The sequence below is a fragment of the Cedecea lapagei genome (genome assembly GCF_900635955.1).
Lineage (GTDB): Bacteria > Pseudomonadota > Gammaproteobacteria > Enterobacterales > Enterobacteriaceae > Cedecea > Cedecea lapagei.
This window is the reverse complement of sequence record NZ_LR134201.1, coordinates 2,168,229-2,184,698: the sequence shown is the minus strand read 5'-3', so window position 1 is coordinate 2,184,698 and position 16,470 is coordinate 2,168,229. Positions and strand designations below refer to the sequence as shown.

Here is a 16,470-nt window from a genome sequence, read left to right as displayed (position 1 = left end):
CGAAAGTGGCCAAAAGCACCTGTGTCGTCCTTTCCGCGGTTTGTTTAATAAACATGATGAATACCGGGTCATAAGAATAAGCGGCTAAAATCCCGCCGGATCTGAAGGCAGATCCGGCGGGATACATACTAGATAACCAACAGCTGGTGGTTTGCCAGCAACGTAGCAAGATCGGTTTGCACCCCGTTCAGCGTTACCACGGTTGTCGGGTCAAAGGTTCCCCCGTTGCCGTCACGGTCAATCTGAATCTCCGTGCTGCTGCCGTTTCGCACCACTTTGATGAAGTCCCCGATGTTGCCGGCCCCGGCGCCCAACTGGGCGACACCATTGATATAGTGCGCAGAAGCGTCGCCGGTGTAACCGCTGCCCTGCAGCAGCGCGCGCAGATCGATACGGTCGCTGTCCGCGGTCCCCTCCCAGGTGCCGACGCTGAAGCCGTTCACTACGTCGTGGCCGTTACCGCCAGTAGCATCCGAGCTGTTCAGCAGCTTGTAGAGCAGCGTATCGTGCCCGCCGCTGCCGATATTGAAGGTGTCGTTGCCGCCGCCGCCTTCAAAGGTGTTATTGCCGCTATTGCCGGTGATCACATCGTCATGGCTTGAGCCGACGATGCCTTCGATATTGGTGAAGGTCGAGATGTTAAAGCCGGTGTCCTGCGCTCCGGTTTTACCAAGATCAACGGTAACGCCAACGCCAGAGTTACGGAAGTCAACCACGTCCATGCCGCCCGTAGCGCTCCAGGTCTGGTGATCGGAGGACGTTTCCCAGCCGCCGCCGCCGTTATAGACATAGGTTCCCTGCTCGGCGATAAAGGTGTCGTTATAGCCCGTTCCGGTGAGCGTGCCTCCGTGAACGCCGGTGGCAGCCTCTGCCGTCACGGCATAACTGTCTTTACCGTCACCTGCGGTTAATCCACCCCAGGTTGTGTTGCTGGAGACGCCGTTAATCGCTCTGACCAGCTCCGCATGGTAGGTTTCGTTCGGGTTGAGTCCATAGAAGCTCACCAGCGCCGAAGCGTCGTTAATGCCGATACCCGACTGGGCGTTGATTACCTGGCTTGCCACCAGATCTCCCGCAGAGTTATAAAGCTTCACCGTGTTGCCGAAGAAGACGTTAATGCCCTGGCTGTCGACAATTTTCAGGTGAATGGCCGTACCCGGCGCAACGGTGTTGGTGTTCCTTTCCAGCGTCACGCCGCCATTCTGCCGGAAAATAAGCAGATCCTGCGCGCCGTCCCAGTCATAGTCGACCAGTGCCGCGCCGGAGACCTGGGTTGTGGTGGCCGAGCCGAACCTCGAAGAGGTAAAGCTCGCGACCCCCGCCAGCCCGTCGTTGGTGTACATGTACGACTGCCCGGTATTCGCCAGCTTGATGATGTCCATCCGGCCATCCATATTCCAGTCAACCGCCACGCTAACCGTGCCGTTATATCTCTCGCTGCCTACCGCCGTGCCTGCAAGCAGATTACCGGCGCCGTCATTCAGCATCAGCATGCCGCCGTTACCGGCGCGCGACATCCCCATATAGAGGTCCATGTAGCCGTCGCCGTTAAAGTCAGCCCAGGTCATGCTCACCGCATTGTTCGCGGCGGCAGCGCCGTAGGCGCTGTACATGGTGTTAATGAAGTTCTGACCCCAGGTAAAGGTGCCGTCCCCTTTGTTGAACATCGTGGACAGGGCATAGTTGTTGCCGCCGTTGGTGGTGTGCTGGGCAATATCCACCTTACCGTCGTTGTTCAAATCCACTCCGGAAGCTTCGATCAGGCTATTGTAGTTCCCGACCTTCGATCCGGAGACGAAGTTGACATAAGTCCCGGAGGCTGAGGCCCCTACTAGTTTGCCGCCGTTATTGTTCACAAAGGTGCTGGAGTCCGGCCCGCCGGCATCCCCCATCACGAAGTCAACGTAGCCGTCGCCCTGGAAGTCGACAGCCACGACGGCGCCATACCACAGCAATGTGCCTACGGTGGCGCTGCTGCCGGTGCTGGATGAGGCGTAAGTACCATCGCCGTTGTTTATCAACTGGGTGACGTAGTTGTAGTTCGTGCTCTCCACCAGCATATCCGCGTGACCATCGCGGTTGATGTCCGCGTAGGTTGCCGTTGTGTAGTTGCCAGTCATCGTGAAGTTTCCGCTCACTTTGTAGCTATTGCGGTCACTCGAGGTGGCGAACTGCTGGTTACTGGCAAACGTCCACATCCCGTTCTCGTCAAGCATGAAGCTTGCGGCAATGGCGCTGGTTGCGCTGGTGAAAGACCAGGCTGGCGACATCGATGCTTCCGCGCCCACCACGACGGTGCCGTGGGTCACGCCTACGCTATTGCCGTTGCCCGCGCTGCTTTTCACCTGTGCCGTAACATCATAGCTTGTTAACGCGAGTACATCGGCATCAGGGATCTGCAGATACCAGGTGTTTGACGAAGGATCGACCACCACCGCGCCGCCGCGATCGGAGGTGTAGATTTTGTTGTTTACCGTCACCACCACAAACTCGCCGTTTACCAGGTTAGCATCCACGGTTCCGGTAATGATTGGCGTGGTGTCGGTGGTGTTTAGCCCGTTCACCAGCGCTTTGGTCGTTGGTACCGAAGTGTCAACGTTAAGAACGAACTCATCGGACTCGGTATAGTTCCCCGCTGTGTCCGTGACGCGCAGAACGTAATGGTAGTTGCCGTCCAGCAGCCCGGTATCCGCAAAGGTCCAGTTGGTACCTCCGGTGACGGTGACCTTGCCGACCAGAACGCCATCGCGGAATATCTGCGCTATTTCTCCAGCCGCCAGCGCCTGGTTCAGCGTTCCGTTCAGTACCGGCGAGGTATCATCGGTGGAATAGCTGCTGTCGAAGGTACCGGTACGCTCGCCGTCGTTATCGGTATAGCTGACGATGGTTCCCACGGTGTCCGGCACAACGGTATCCACCGTCACAACCTGGCTCGCCGTTGACCCAACGTTCCCGGCCTGATCGATGATACGAACCTGATACAGATGGTCACCGTCCGGCAGAGTTCGGCCGTCCACGTAGCGCCAGGCCGTGCCTGTCACCACGGTATCAACCCAGCTCTGCCCACCGTCGAGACTGATTTGTACACGTTCGTCGCTGGCAAGAGCGTGGCCCAGCGTCCCGTTCAGCGTCAGCGTGGTATCCATAGTGATAAAGTCGCTGGCGCTCTGCCCGGTATCATCCGAAATACTGTCAATGGTGATGCCATAGGTTGGCGCGACGGTATCCACCGTTACCGTCTGGCTGGTCGTTGCCCCAACGTTTCCGGCAAGGTCGACCACGCGAACCTGCCACGTGTGGTTGCCGTCAGCAAGCTGACGCCCGTCGGTGTAGCTCCAGCTCGTCCCGGTTACCGACGTGGCGTTAACCCAGGTGACGCCGCCGTCGGAGCTGACCTGCACGAACTCGTTTCTACCCAACGCGGCACCCAGTGAACCGTTCAGCGTCAGCGTATTGTCGTTAGTGACAAAATCACTGTTGCTAAAGCCGCTGTCGGTGGTGATGCTGTCTACGGTGACGGTGATCGCCGCATCCGGCGGAGTGGTATCAACCGTAACCGTCTGAGAAGCGCTCTGCCCGACGTTACCCGCATCGTCCACGACGCGGACAATGTACTGATAGCTGCCGTCGCTAAGCGTACGCCCGTCGTTGAAGTACCAGGTAGTGCCTATCGTTGTCACCATCTGCCAGGTCGTTCCGCCGTCCAGGCTAATCTGCACGTATTCACCGGCCAGCAGTGACGCGCCCAGAGAGCCGTGGATAGTCAGAGAAGTGTCGCTGGTGACAAAGTCGCTGTTACTCAGTCCGGTATCATCGGCGATCCTGTCGATGGTGACGGTTTTGCTCGCATCAGGCGCAACGGTATCAACGGTCACCAGCTGGCTGGTGGTTGCGCCGATATTGCCAGCATCATCAATGACGCGCAGCTGGTAAAGGTGATCGCCATCGGCCAGGGTACGGCCATCGATGTAGCTCCAGGTTGTGCCGCTAATACTGACGTCAACCCAGGTCTTACCGCCGTCGATGCTGATTTGTGCATGCTCGCCCGTCGCGAGCGGTGCGCCAAGTTTGCCGCTGATCGTCAGGGTATTGTCGCTGGTAATGAAGTCGTGCGCATTCAGCCCGGTATCCTGGGTAATGGCTTCGACGGTAATAGTTTTGCTGGCATCCGGCGCTACGGTATCGATAGTCACATTCTGCGTCGCCGTAGAGCCAACGTTGCCCGCATTGTCGATAACGCGCACGTTGTAGGTCACGATGCCGTCCGCGAGCGTGCGCCCGTCGGCATAGCTCCATGATTTGCCGTTAACCACCAGGTCAGTCCAGGTTAATCCGCCGTCCAGGCTGATTTGCGCTTTCTCATTGTTGCCGAGTGCCGCGCTCAGGGAGCCTTTAACTACCACCTTATTGTCCGCGGTAATAAAGTCGCTGGCGCTTAACCCGGTGTCATTTTGCAGGGCATCAATGGTGATGGCCATCTGCGGAGGCGTAGTATCTACCGTGATGGTACGGTCTGCTGCCGCGCTGTTGCCGATGCTGTTGCTGACGCTTGCGTGGATCACATATGACCCTCCGTCAGCCAGCGCGGCGACCGCACTGCTGCCCAACGTATACTGCCAGGTCCCGTCGCTATTTACCGTGGTGGTGTACTGCTGCCCGTTAAGCACAATCGTCACGGTTTGCCCTGCTGGAGCGTTGGTCACGCCGCTAACCACCAGCGGCGTACCATGCTCAGCCGCGTTGACGATATTGTCCTGCGCGAAGTCATTAATGCTGAGCGTTGGCACTTCTCCGCTCAGGGTGACCTGCTTATTCGCGCTGCCGCTGTTGCCCGCTTTATCGCTGACGCTTGCGGAGATCTGGTAATTACCGTCGACCGCCCCCAGGAAGTCCTGGGCAGGCACCGTTACCGCCCACGTTCCGGTCCCGCTAACCACCGCCGTATAGGTGTGGTTGTTGAAGGTGACGGTGAGGGTCTGCCCAGGCTGTGCGTTAGTTGTTCCGCTAATAACCTGACCGGCATGCTGCTCGGCGCTGTTAATGATGTCGTCGCCCGCGACCTTATTGAAAGTGATGGTCGGCGCGACGGTATCCACCGTCAACGTGCGATCGGCGCTGCCTGGGTTGCCGGCCTTATCGCTGACCGTCGCGCTCACGTTAATATCGCCCTCTGACAGTTTCGCGAGGTCCGCCGCCGGAACGGTGATACTCCAGCTGCCGTCCGGCTGAACCGTCGCTTCATAGCTTTCGCTGCCGAGCGCCACCGTCACTTTTTGCCCGGTCTCGGCGCTGCTGCTGCCGCGAATCGTCAGCGGCTGCTGCTGTTCGGCGGCATTGATCACGTTATCCCCGGAGATATCGGCAATCGTCACCGTCGGTGCGACGGTGTCCACGCTGATGTTATGGGTCGCTGACGTACTGTTGTTTGCGTCGTCGCTGGCTATTGCCGAGATCGTATAGCCTCTGCCATGCACCAGATTTTGCACCTGATTCGCCGGGACGGTAACGTTCCAGCCGCCGCCCTGATGAATAGTGGCGTTGTACTGTACGCCGTTAAGCGTCACCGTAACCTGAGTTCCTGGGGCAAGTTCGCTGCTGCCGCCGCTAATCACCAGCGCCTGCTGATGCTCGGCGGCGTTAATGACGTCATCGTCGCTGATAGTTCCGATGGTCAAACCGATCCGGGTGGCGTTGACTTCAACCGTATGGGATTGGGTGCCCGCGTTTCCAGCGCTGTCGGTTAACGTTGCGGTGACGGTCGCCGTGCCGTTTTGCAGCGCAGAGATAGCCGAGGCCGGGACGCCGACGCTCCAGTTGCCGTTAGCGTCGACCTGGGTGACGTACTGAACGCCATTAAGCGTGATAACAATATTATTCCCGGCCGCCGCACCGCGGCTGGAGCCAGAAATAATCTGCGCCTGGGCGTGCTCCACAAGGTTAATGATGTCATCGCCGGCAATCGCGTTGAAGCTGATGGTCGGCGCGGTGGTGTCCAGGGTAATGGTTTTGCTGCTGGTCGCCCCGTTGCCTGCGGCATCGCTGACGCTGACGCTGAGCGGATAGTTGTTATCCGCCAGGCCGGCTAATGCCGTGGCATCAAGGGTAATACTCCAGGTGCCATTCGCCTTCACAACGCCCGTGTAAGTTTTTCCGTCGAGCGTCAGCGTCACCGTTTGACCCGCTTCCGCGCTGGAGGTCCCGGTCACGACAACGCCCGCGCCGGCTTCCGCGGCGTTAATCACGTTGTCTGTGGCAACCGGATCGAGGGTCAGCGCTGGCGCCGTAGCGTCTACGCTGAATTCACGCTCTGCGCTGGCGCCGTTGCCGTTCACATTCGTGACGCTGACCTTCACAGACGTATCGCCGTCCTTCAGCCCCACCATGTCGCTCGCCGGTACCGTATAGTGCCAGCTACCGTCAGCCTCTACCTGCGTCGTGTAGGTCCGGCCGCCAAAGATAAGGGTGACGATCTGGCCCGGCTCCACGTTCCGGGTGCTGCCCGAAAGCAGCAGGTCGCTGCCTTTCTCCGCGGCGTTAAGCACGTTGTCAGCGGTAATATTATCCACACTCACCGCCACCGGGCTGAGATCGACATTCACAGGGCGTTCGATGGACACCGGGTTACCTGCGCTGCTGCTGCCCGCTGCGACGATCGTGAGAGTACCTGCAGCCCAGCCGCCGACATCTTCGGCCGGTACCGCAGCAGACCAGGCGCCGCTTGCGCTGACGGTGGCCAGGTAAGTCTTACCATTGATGGTAACGGTCACCGTACTCCCTTCGCTCATGCCGCTGGCACTGCCGCTGACGATCAGGTTCTGGTTGTGTTCGATGGCATTAATCACATCATCACCCGCCACGGTGTTGATACGGATGCCCGGCAGGCTGGCATCGATAGCGAATTCACGATTGGCCGTGCCGCTGTTACCGTGGCCGTTAGTGACCGAGGCCGTCACGGTTAATCTGCCGTTACCGAGCGCGGTCAACAGCTCGGCAGACAGGTCGAGACTCCAGCTTAAATCGGGCTGAACCGTGGCGGTGTAGGTTTTCCCGCCCAGCACAATCGTGACAGTGTCACCTGCTGCAGCATTGCTGACCTTGCCGCTGAGGGTCTGGCCAGCCGCGATTTCTGCTGCATTCACCACATTATCGGCGGTGACCGGGTTAATCATCACGCCCGGCGCGGCGGTGTCCACCAGCAGACTGGCGTGGGTGCTGGCGCTGTTGCCGATGGAGCTTGTGGCGGTGGCGGTCAGCGTGTAGTTAGCTTCGCCCAGCCCGGCGAGATCGGCTGGCTGAACGTCAACGCTCCAGTTGCCGCTGGCATCGGTGATAGCGGTATAATTTTTGCCGTTTAGCGTGACGGTCACGCTGGTGCCCGGCGCAAGGTTCGCGCTGGTCCCGCTTAACGTCAGCGTTTCACCTTTTTCCGTGGCGTTCAGCACGTTATCGCCGCTGATAGGGTTGAAATTGATCGACGGCAGGCCGGTATTGACCGTCACTTCATGGCTGCCGTGGCCGGTGTTGCCCGCGGCATCCGTCAGGCTGGCCGTCAGGGTGACGGTGCCGTCCGCCAGCTGGCTGACCACGCTCTTCGGTACGCCGATGCTCCAGTTACCTGCCGCATCAACGGTGGTGGTCCAGCTGCTAACGCCGAGAGTAATGGTGATCTTATCGCCCGCAGCCGCGCCGCGGCTGGAGCCGGAAATGATCTGAGCCTGGCTGTGTTCAGCAAGGTTAATCACATTGTCGCCCGCTACCACGCCAAAGGTAATCGACGGGACGGTGACATCGACGCCGAGATTGTGGCTCGTGGAAGAGCCATTGCCTGCTGCATCGCTGACGGTTGCCGTAACGGTATAGACGCCATCGGTAAGGGCTGAGGCTTTTTCCACAGGAACGGTGATGCTCCAGCTGCCATCTGCTTGCACGGTACCGGTGTAGGTTTCGTTATTCAGCGTCACGGTGACGGTTTGTCCGGTCTCCGCGTTGCTGGTACCGGTAATCACCACCGGCTGTCCGGCTTCGGCGGCGTTAAGCACATTATCCCCGGCGATAGTATTAATTTGCAGGGTTGGCGCCGCGGTATCGACGCTGATTTCACGCCCGGCGGAAGCTCCGTTGCCGATAACGTTAGAGACGCTGACCTCCACGGACGTCTCTCCATCCTTCAGGCCTTTCATATCATTCGCCGGTACGGTCAGCTTCCAGCTGCCGTCGCTCTCGACCAGAGTCGTATAGGTATGACCGGCGAAGGTCACGGTGACGGTCTGGCCGGGCTCTACATTCTGCGTCGCCCCTGAAAGCAGTAAATCTGTGCCTTTCTCGGCCGCATTAACCACATCATCCCCGGCAACCTGGCCAACGGTAATAGCCACTTCGCTGAGATCCACCTTGACGGTGTGATCGATAGAGACAGGATTGCCCGAGCTGCTGCTCCCGGTGGCAGAGACGGTAATGTCACCGGCTATCCACTGGCTGACTTCATTTCCCGGCACCACGGTCTGCCATTTGCCGTCGGCGAGGACCGAGGCGACATAGTCTTTACCGTCGATCGTCACGGTCACCGTGCTGCCCTCGCTCAGGCCGCTGCTGGTGCCGTTAACCACCAGGCTAGTCCCGTGTTCAATGGCGTTAATCACGTCGTCGCCGGCAAGGGTATTGATACGAATACCAGGCAGCGCGGCATCAATAGTCACCCCGCGAGAGCCGGTACCGGTGTTACCTGCGCCGTCGGTTACGGAGGCGTTAATTTTTAGCGAGCCGTCGCCGAGCGCGGTCAGTACCTCTTTGCTGAGCGCCAGGCTCCAGCTCAGATCGCTTTGCACCTTCGCGGTATAATTCACGCCGCCGATGTTAATGGTTACATCCGTTCCCGCCTGCACGCCGGTCACGCGCCCGGTAATCGTCTGGCCAGCTGCCAGCTCGGCGGCATTGATAACGTCGTCTGTCGCCACGGCATTGATGATAACGCCAGGCAACGTAGAGGCCACTTCGAGCGTGGTGCTCTGGCTACCACCGTTGCCCACGCCATTGCTGGCGCTAACGGAAACCTCATAGAAGGCTTCACCCAGTTTGCCGACATCCTGGGCAGGTACGGTGGTGGTCCATTTGCCCTGATCGTCCACCGTGGCAGTATAGTTTTTGCCGTTCAGGGTCACGGTCACGGAAGTTCCATCGGCCAGACCCGTGGAGGAACCGCTAATCACCACATCCGCTGTTTTCTCGTCGGCATTGAGGATGTCATCCCCGGCGATCGTATCAATTGTCAGGGTAGGCGCGGCGGTATCGACCTTAACGCTATGGCTTGCATCGCCGATGTTCCCCGCTTTGTCGGTGATCGAGGCGGTCACCGTGTAGGTGCTGTCTCCCAGCGCGCTGATATCAGCGCGCGGCACGCCCACACTCCAGTTACCGTTCGCATCCACCACGCCGGTATAGCTTTTATTTCCCAGCGTCACGGTGACAATATCACCGGCCTGTGCGCCGGTGCTGGTGCCGGAGATCACCTGCGCCTGGCCGTGTTCGGTCTGGTTAATAACGTCGTCGGTCGCTATCGTTCCGATGGTCACTTCAGGCACGGTGATATCCACCAGCATGTCGCGGCTGGCGCTGCCCGGGTTACCTGCGCGATCTTCGACGGTCGCCGTTATCATGACTTCTCCGTCGACCAGCTTACCGACATCGGATGCAGGGACGGTCAGGCTCCAGCTTCCGTCTGCTTTTACCGTGGTCTGGTAGTTTTCACCGTTCAGCTCCACCGTCACGGTCTGGCCCGTCTCTGCCGTGCTTGTCCCGCTGATGATCAGATCCTGACTCGCTTCTGCGGCATTCAGCAGATTATCCTGGCTGACAGGATCGACGGTCAGCGTCGGCGCAATACTGTCGACGCTAACGTTTTGCGCAGCCTGGGTGCTGTTACCGTTTTTGTTGCTGACGCTCACCTGTACGGCGGTTTCCCCCTCTTTCAGGTTAACCATATCCGCCGCCGGGACGGTATATTTCCAGCTGCCGTCCGCCTGCACCGTAGCCGCGTAGGTGTGTCCTGCAAAGGTGATGTTTACGGTCTGCCCCGGCTCTACATGTTGCGTCGAGCCGGAGAGTTCGAGGTTTGCGCCCTTTTCTGCGGCGTTCAGAACGTTATCGCCGGTAACCGCGTTAATGCTGATGACCACGTCGGTAAGATCGACGGTCACCTGGTGCTGGATAGCCACCTCATTGCCCGCACCGCTGCTGCCCTTCACGCCAATCGTGACGGCCCCCTCGGCCCAGCGGCTGACATCGTCGCTCGGTACGGCTGCCTGCCAGCTGCCGTCCGCGCGTACGGTTGCCGCGTACTCTTTTCCGTTAATGGTCACGGTCACCGCGCTACCCGCGCTGAGGCCGGTGCTGGTCCCGTTAATAATCAGATTTTGGTTATGCTCAATGGCATTGATAACGTTATCACCGGCGACGGTATCGACCCGCAGCCCCGGTAAATTGGCATCAATAACGATATCGCGACTGCCGCCACCGGTGTTGCCGTGCCCGTTGGTCACGGAGGCCGTAATGGTCAGCTCGCCGTTACCCAGCGCCGTCAGGATCGCTGTAGAAACCGGCAGGCTCCAGCTCAAATCAGCCTGAACGGTCGTCTGATACAGCACGCCGCCCAGATCAATCGTAACAACGTCACCCTGCGCAGCCCCGGTGACGGTACCGCTGAGCGTCTGCCCGCTGTTGATTTCCGTGATGTTGAGAATATTGTCGCTGGTTACGCTATCGATGCTGACTGTCGGTAAGGCGCTGTCAACCAGCACAGTATGGCTGTCGCTATTGCTGTTGCCATGGGCGTCGGTCACCGCCGCGGTCACCGTGTAGTTGGCTTCTCCCAGCTTGCTGACCGAAGAGGCCGGTAGGGTTGTACTCCAGCTGCCGTCGGTGCCGGCCACGGCCTGATAATTGATACCGTTCAGGGTGACGATAATGATCGTTCCCGCAGGCTGGTTGCTGGTGCCGGACAGCACCAAATCCTGGCCCTTTTCCGTGGCGTTAATGACGTCATCCAACGCAATGGTGGCGATGGAAATAGCCGGCACGGCGGTATTGACGTTCAGGGCATGATCCACGCTGCCGCTGTTCCCTGCCGCATCGGTGACGCTGGCGGTAATGGTGTAGCTGCCGTCAGCCAGTCCTTGAATCACCGAGGCCGGAATACCGATATTCCATTGACCGTTGCCGTCCAGGGTGGTGGTGAAGGTGAACGATGCCCCCTGGCCATTTACCACTACGGTAACCACATCTCCCGCCGCTGCACCGGTGCTGGTGCCGCTCACGGTGTGGGCCTGGTTATGTTCGCTGGCGTTAATCGTGTCGTCCCCGGCGACGGTGCCGATAGTCAGCGTCGGCTCGGTGATATCCACCAGCACGCCCCGGTCTGCGTTTGCCGGGTTACCGGCTTTGTCAGCAACCGACGCGCTGACGTTGAGGATCCCGTCCTCGAGCGTAGCCAGATCGCTGGCCGGCACGCTGACGCTCCAGCGCCCGTCGGCACCAACCGTTGCGGTATAGCTAACATTATTTAGCGTGACCGTCACTTCCTGGCCCTGCTCTGCGTTGCTGCTGCCGCTGACAATCAGAGGTTGCTTCACCTCCGCCGCGTTGAGCTGGTTATCCCCGCTCAGCGGATCAATCGTCAACGCTGGCGCGCTGGCGTCAACGCTATATTCCTGAGAGGCTGAGGCTGGATTACCGCTGACGTTACTGACGCTGACGTTAACCTGCGCATCGCCGTCCTTCAGCTTCGCCATATCGGCGGCAGGCACGGTATAGCTCCAGCTACCGTCGTCGTTAACGGTAGTGGTGTAGCGATGGCCCGCAAAAGTGATGGTGACGGTCTGCCCGGGCTCAACGTGAGTGGTGAGGCCCGAAAGGATCAGGTCGGCACCTTTCTCTGCGGCGTTCAGCACGTTATCCGCGGTGATGCTGTTCACGCTGATGGATACCGGAGCTAAATCAACATCGACAACAGCGTCAATACTGACCGGATTGTTGGCGCCGTCATGTGCCGCGGCGGTCACCGTTAACACGCCGTCGGGCCAGCTGCTGACATCCACACCCGGTACCGCGGCGCTCCAGCTTCCGTCTGCCTTAACCGTCGCCAGATAGTCTTTACCGTTCAGCGTAACGGTCACTACGCTGCCTGCGTTCAGCCCGATGCTGGTCCCGCTGACGATCAGATCCTGGTTATGCTCCGCGAGGTTGATAACGTCATCACCCGCAATGGTATTGATGCGCAGGCCCGGCAGTTGGGCATGTATGGTGAAATCATGATCCGTGCCGCCGGTGTTACCACGGCCGTTGGTGACGGAGGCGTGAGCGGTAAGATCGCCATCGCCCAGCGCCGTGAGCATCTCTTTGCTCAGCGGCAGGCTCCAGCTGAGGTCGCTCTGCACGATAGCGGTGTAGCTGTTGCCGCCCAGCACAATAGTCACCTTATCGCCCGCAGCCGCGTTGATCACGCTGCCGGTGAGCTGCTGTCCTGCATTCACTTCGGCGAGATTAATGATGTTATCGCCCGCGACGGTGTTAATGGTAATGAGAGGCAGAGAGCTATCAACCAGCACGCTATGAGTTGCAGAGTTACTGTTGCCGCTGGCGTCCGTGACCGAAGCGCTAACGGTATAGTTAGCTTCACCCAGTTTTGCTACGTCCTGCGCCGGGATCTTCACGTTCCACGCACTGCCGTTGACCACCGCAGCGTAATCTACGCCGTTCAGATTGACGGTAATTTGCGTTCCATCCGGCTGATTACTGGTCCCGCTAATGGTCAGTTCAGCGCTTTTTTCTGCCGCGTTAATCACGTCATCCTGGGCGATGGCATCGATAGCGATCTGCGGCAGGCCGGTGGCCACCTCAAACGTCAGCGAGCTGCTGCCGACGTTGCCCGCTTTATCGGTCACCACGACCGCTGCGGTATAGGTACCATCCGCCAGACCGCTAATGACCTCCGCAGGCAGACCCATGCTCCAGTTTCCGCCGGCGTCCAGCACCGTAGCGTATTCAACACCGTTAACGGTAATTTTTACGCTGTCGCCAACTGCGGCACCGGTGGCAGTACCGGATAGCACCTGCGCCTGAGCATGTTCAGACTGGTTAACGATGTTATCCCCGGCAAAGGTATTGATGGTGACGACAGGCACGGTGGTATCGACAAGCATACCGTGGCTTGTGCTGGCCGGGTTACCGGCCACGTCGCTGACGCTGGCGCTGATAGACCAGCTGCCGTCGGTCAGGTTCGCCAGATCCGCAACTGGTACGATAATGCTCCAGCTGCCGTCGGCAAGAACCAGCCCCGTGTAATGATGGTTGTTAAGGGTGACGGTGACCGTTTGCCCCGCCTGAGCGGTAGAGGTACCGGCGATCGTCAGATCCTGAGCGGCTTCGGCGTGGTTAAGAATATTATCGGCCGTGACGCTATTCAGCGTAATAGACGGAGGCTGGGTATCCACCAGTACTTCGCGCGATCCGCTGGCGCTGTTGCCGTTGCCGTTGGTGACGCTAGCGGTCACCTCGGTACGGCCATCTACCATGTCACGCATGTCTGCCGCAGGCACAATCAAGGTCCAGTCACCATTACCATCCACGCTGGTCGTGTAGGTATGGCCGCCAAACTTGATCACGACCGTTTGCCCGCTCTCAACGCCCTGCGTTTTTCCGCTCAGCGTGAGGTCAGCAGCCTTCTCAACCGCGTTCAGCATATCGTCGCTGGTCACGCTGTGGATGGAAATAGCCACAGCATTCAGGTCTACTTCCACCGGGCGGTTAGCGGCAACCGGGTTTCCAGACTCGTCGGCAGAGCTGGCAAAGATCTCCAGCTTGCCGTTCGGCCACGCCGCCAGATCGCTCGCGGGGATGCCGATTTGCCAGCTCCCCGTTGCGCTCACGGCGGCCTGGTAATTTACGTCATTAACGCGCACGGTAATAATCGTCCCGGCGTTAAGGTGCGAGCTGCTGCCGGTAACGGTCAGATCCTGATGCTGCTCGATGGCGTTAATCACGTCATCGCCAGACACGACATTGATGCGCAGCCCAGGGAGCTGGGCATTAATATTAATCTCGCGACTGCCGGAGCCGGTATTGCCGTGGGCGTTAGTCACGGAAGCCACAATCGAGACGTCGCCATCCCCCAGCGCCTGAAGATCTGCGGCCGGCACGGTGGTGCTCCAGGTCAGATCGCTTTGCACCTTAGCGGTGTAATTTTTACCGCCAATGGTAATGGTAACGGCGTCGCCTTCCTGCGCGCCGGTAACGCGCCCGCTCAGGATTTGGTCATTGCTAATTTCGCTGTTATTAACGCGGTTATCGCCCGCAAAGGTAGAAACAATAACGGTTGGCAGCGCAGTATCTACCTGCAGCGTGGCCGTTGCCGTGCCCGTATTGCCGGTCGTATCCGTCCCGCTCACGCTGAGGGTGTAGGTTGTGTCGCCAAGCTTAACCACATCGTTGACCGGCACCTGAACCTGCCAGATGCCTCCGCTGACTTCTGCCGTGTAGGTGACGCTATTCAGCGTCACCGTTACCGTGCTGCCGTCCGGGAGATTGCTGGTTCCGCTCAGGGTTAACGGCTGCGTTGCCTCGATGGCGTTCAGCACGTTATCCTGGCTGATGGCGTTGAACGCCACGTCCGGCGGCGTGGAGCTGACGGTGATATCGTGCGTGGTGGAGCCGGTATTACCGGCCGTATCGGTGATAGACACGGTAATGGTGTTGCTGCCTTGCGGCAGCGAAGAGATCGTCTCTTTAGGAACACCGACGCTCCAGCTGCCGTTCTCCTGCACGGTAGTATGGAAGGTTTGGCCCCCCAAGCGTAATCGTGACTTTATCACCCGGAGCAGCCCCGCGGCTGGTGCCGGAAATCACCTGCGCCTGTCCCTGTTCGCTGACGCTGAGAATGTCATCTCCGGCCACGGTATTGACGCTGGTTTCCGGCGGAGTGGTATCCACCAGCAGGGTGCTGTTTGCCGTGGTGGTGTTACCCGCTTTGTCGCTGACGCTAAGGTTCAGCGTATAGTTGTTGTCCGCCAACGCCTGCACGTCGCCGGCCGGAACATCCATGCTCCAGCGACCGTCCGCACCCACTGTTGCGGTATAGGTCTTGCCGTTGAGTTTTAGCGTGACCAGCTGGCCAGCTTCGGCATCCGTAGTACCGCCGATGGTAACGGCCGCGCTATGTTCAGCGGCGTTAATGATGTTGTCGCCGGCGACAGTATCCAGCGTCAGAACCGGCGCTTTGGTGTCGACCACAAGAGTTTCGCTGGCAGAAATAGTATTGCCTGCCGCGTCTTTTCCGCTGACGGCCACCGTCCAGCTCCCGTCGGCCAGGTTTTTAGCGTCGGCAGCGGGCACGGTGACGCTCCAGCGCCCGTCGTTGCCCACCGTAGCGCTGTAGGTTTTACCGTTCAGGGTGAGGGTTAAAGCCGTGCCGCTTGCCAGCGCTGTAGCACTGCCGCTGACGACAATGTCGTTTGCCTGCTCCGCAGCGTTAATTCTGTTGTCGCCCGCGGTGGTGTCCACGCTCAGGGTAGCCTGTGCGGTGACGATGTTAAGGGTGATATCGCCCGCAGAGGTGACTTTATTGCCGTCGATTTGCACCACGCTGTAGGTGTGCGTCCGTCAGGCTGCTCGCTCAGCAGCACCTTCCAGTAACCGTTGCTGTCGACCATGGTGCTGGCAATCGTGTTTCCGTTGCCGTCTTTTATCTGGATAGTCGCGCCCGGCTGGCCGGAGCCGCTAAAGGCTGGCGTTGCATCGTCGGTCACAGCGTTGCTGCTGAGCAGCCCTTTGCTGTCGCCTTTATTGTCGGTGACCGTGAAGGTGGGGCGCGCGCTTTCCACTTCTTTGGTGTTGTCGATGACTTCGGTATGGGACTTGCCGCCGCCGTGCGCCAGCAGTGCGCCAATGCCAACGCCGCCAGCCACGGCACCGGCAACCCAGCCCCACGGCATGTCGCCCAGCACCGAACCATCCATCAGCGGCTCAAGGGAGGCGATCGGTACAGCGGTGGCCGTTAATTCGGTCCCCTGCGCTCCCACGGCCGCGCCCGCTTCGTCAAAAGTAATATGCGTCAGTCCCTTACCGTCATCAAACACCAACTCTGAGTGGTGCCCCGGTCGCCCTTCTTCCTCTACAAAATAGCCGTTACAGCGAATGACGCTGCCGTCCTTCATGTAGACCAGCAGATCGTTGCCCTGACGCACGTAGTGCGCCACATCTTTGGCGCTGCCGTGGATCTGAATAATCGAGGGTGAAGAGAGCGAAACAGAGAGATTCCCGTCGCTGGTGACCAGGGTTTTCTCTGCATCTTTACGGGAAATAACGTCAAGAATCTTACTCATACTACTTCTCCTTTAATATGCCGGAACGGGGCATACGATCTTATTTTGGATGTGGACATCCCTGGGAATTCCCATTCCCATTTCACATCAGTATATTTTC

Annotated in this window: 2 protein-coding genes and 2 pseudogenes; all 4 read right to left on the bottom strand. The window is 59.1% G+C overall.

Going from position 1 to position 16,470, the window contains the following annotated elements:
- Positions 1–128: 128 nt before the first annotated feature.
- Entirely contained in the window at positions 129–14,813 is a 14,685-nt protein-coding gene (locus EL098_RS10610) for an Ig-like domain-containing protein (RefSeq protein ID WP_408609125.1), read from the bottom strand.
- Positions 14,776–15,039: a hypothetical protein gene (locus tag EL098_RS23870; RefSeq protein ID WP_456297836.1), complete on the bottom strand. Its 264-nt coding sequence runs from the start codon at positions 15,037–15,039 to the stop codon at positions 14,776–14,778. The genes EL098_RS10610 and EL098_RS23870 overlap by 38 nt, the downstream gene beginning before the upstream one ends.
- Positions 15,031–15,794, bottom strand: a pseudogene (locus EL098_RS23865) (Ig-like domain-containing protein); the annotation flags it as partial. The gene EL098_RS23870 and the pseudogene EL098_RS23865, both read right to left, overlap by 9 nt.
- A 27-nt stretch (positions 15,795–15,821) precedes the next feature.
- Positions 15,822–16,370: pseudogene (locus EL098_RS23795) on the bottom strand (BapA/Bap/LapF family prefix-like domain-containing protein); the annotation flags it as partial.
- Positions 16,371–16,470: the final 100 nt, after the last annotated feature.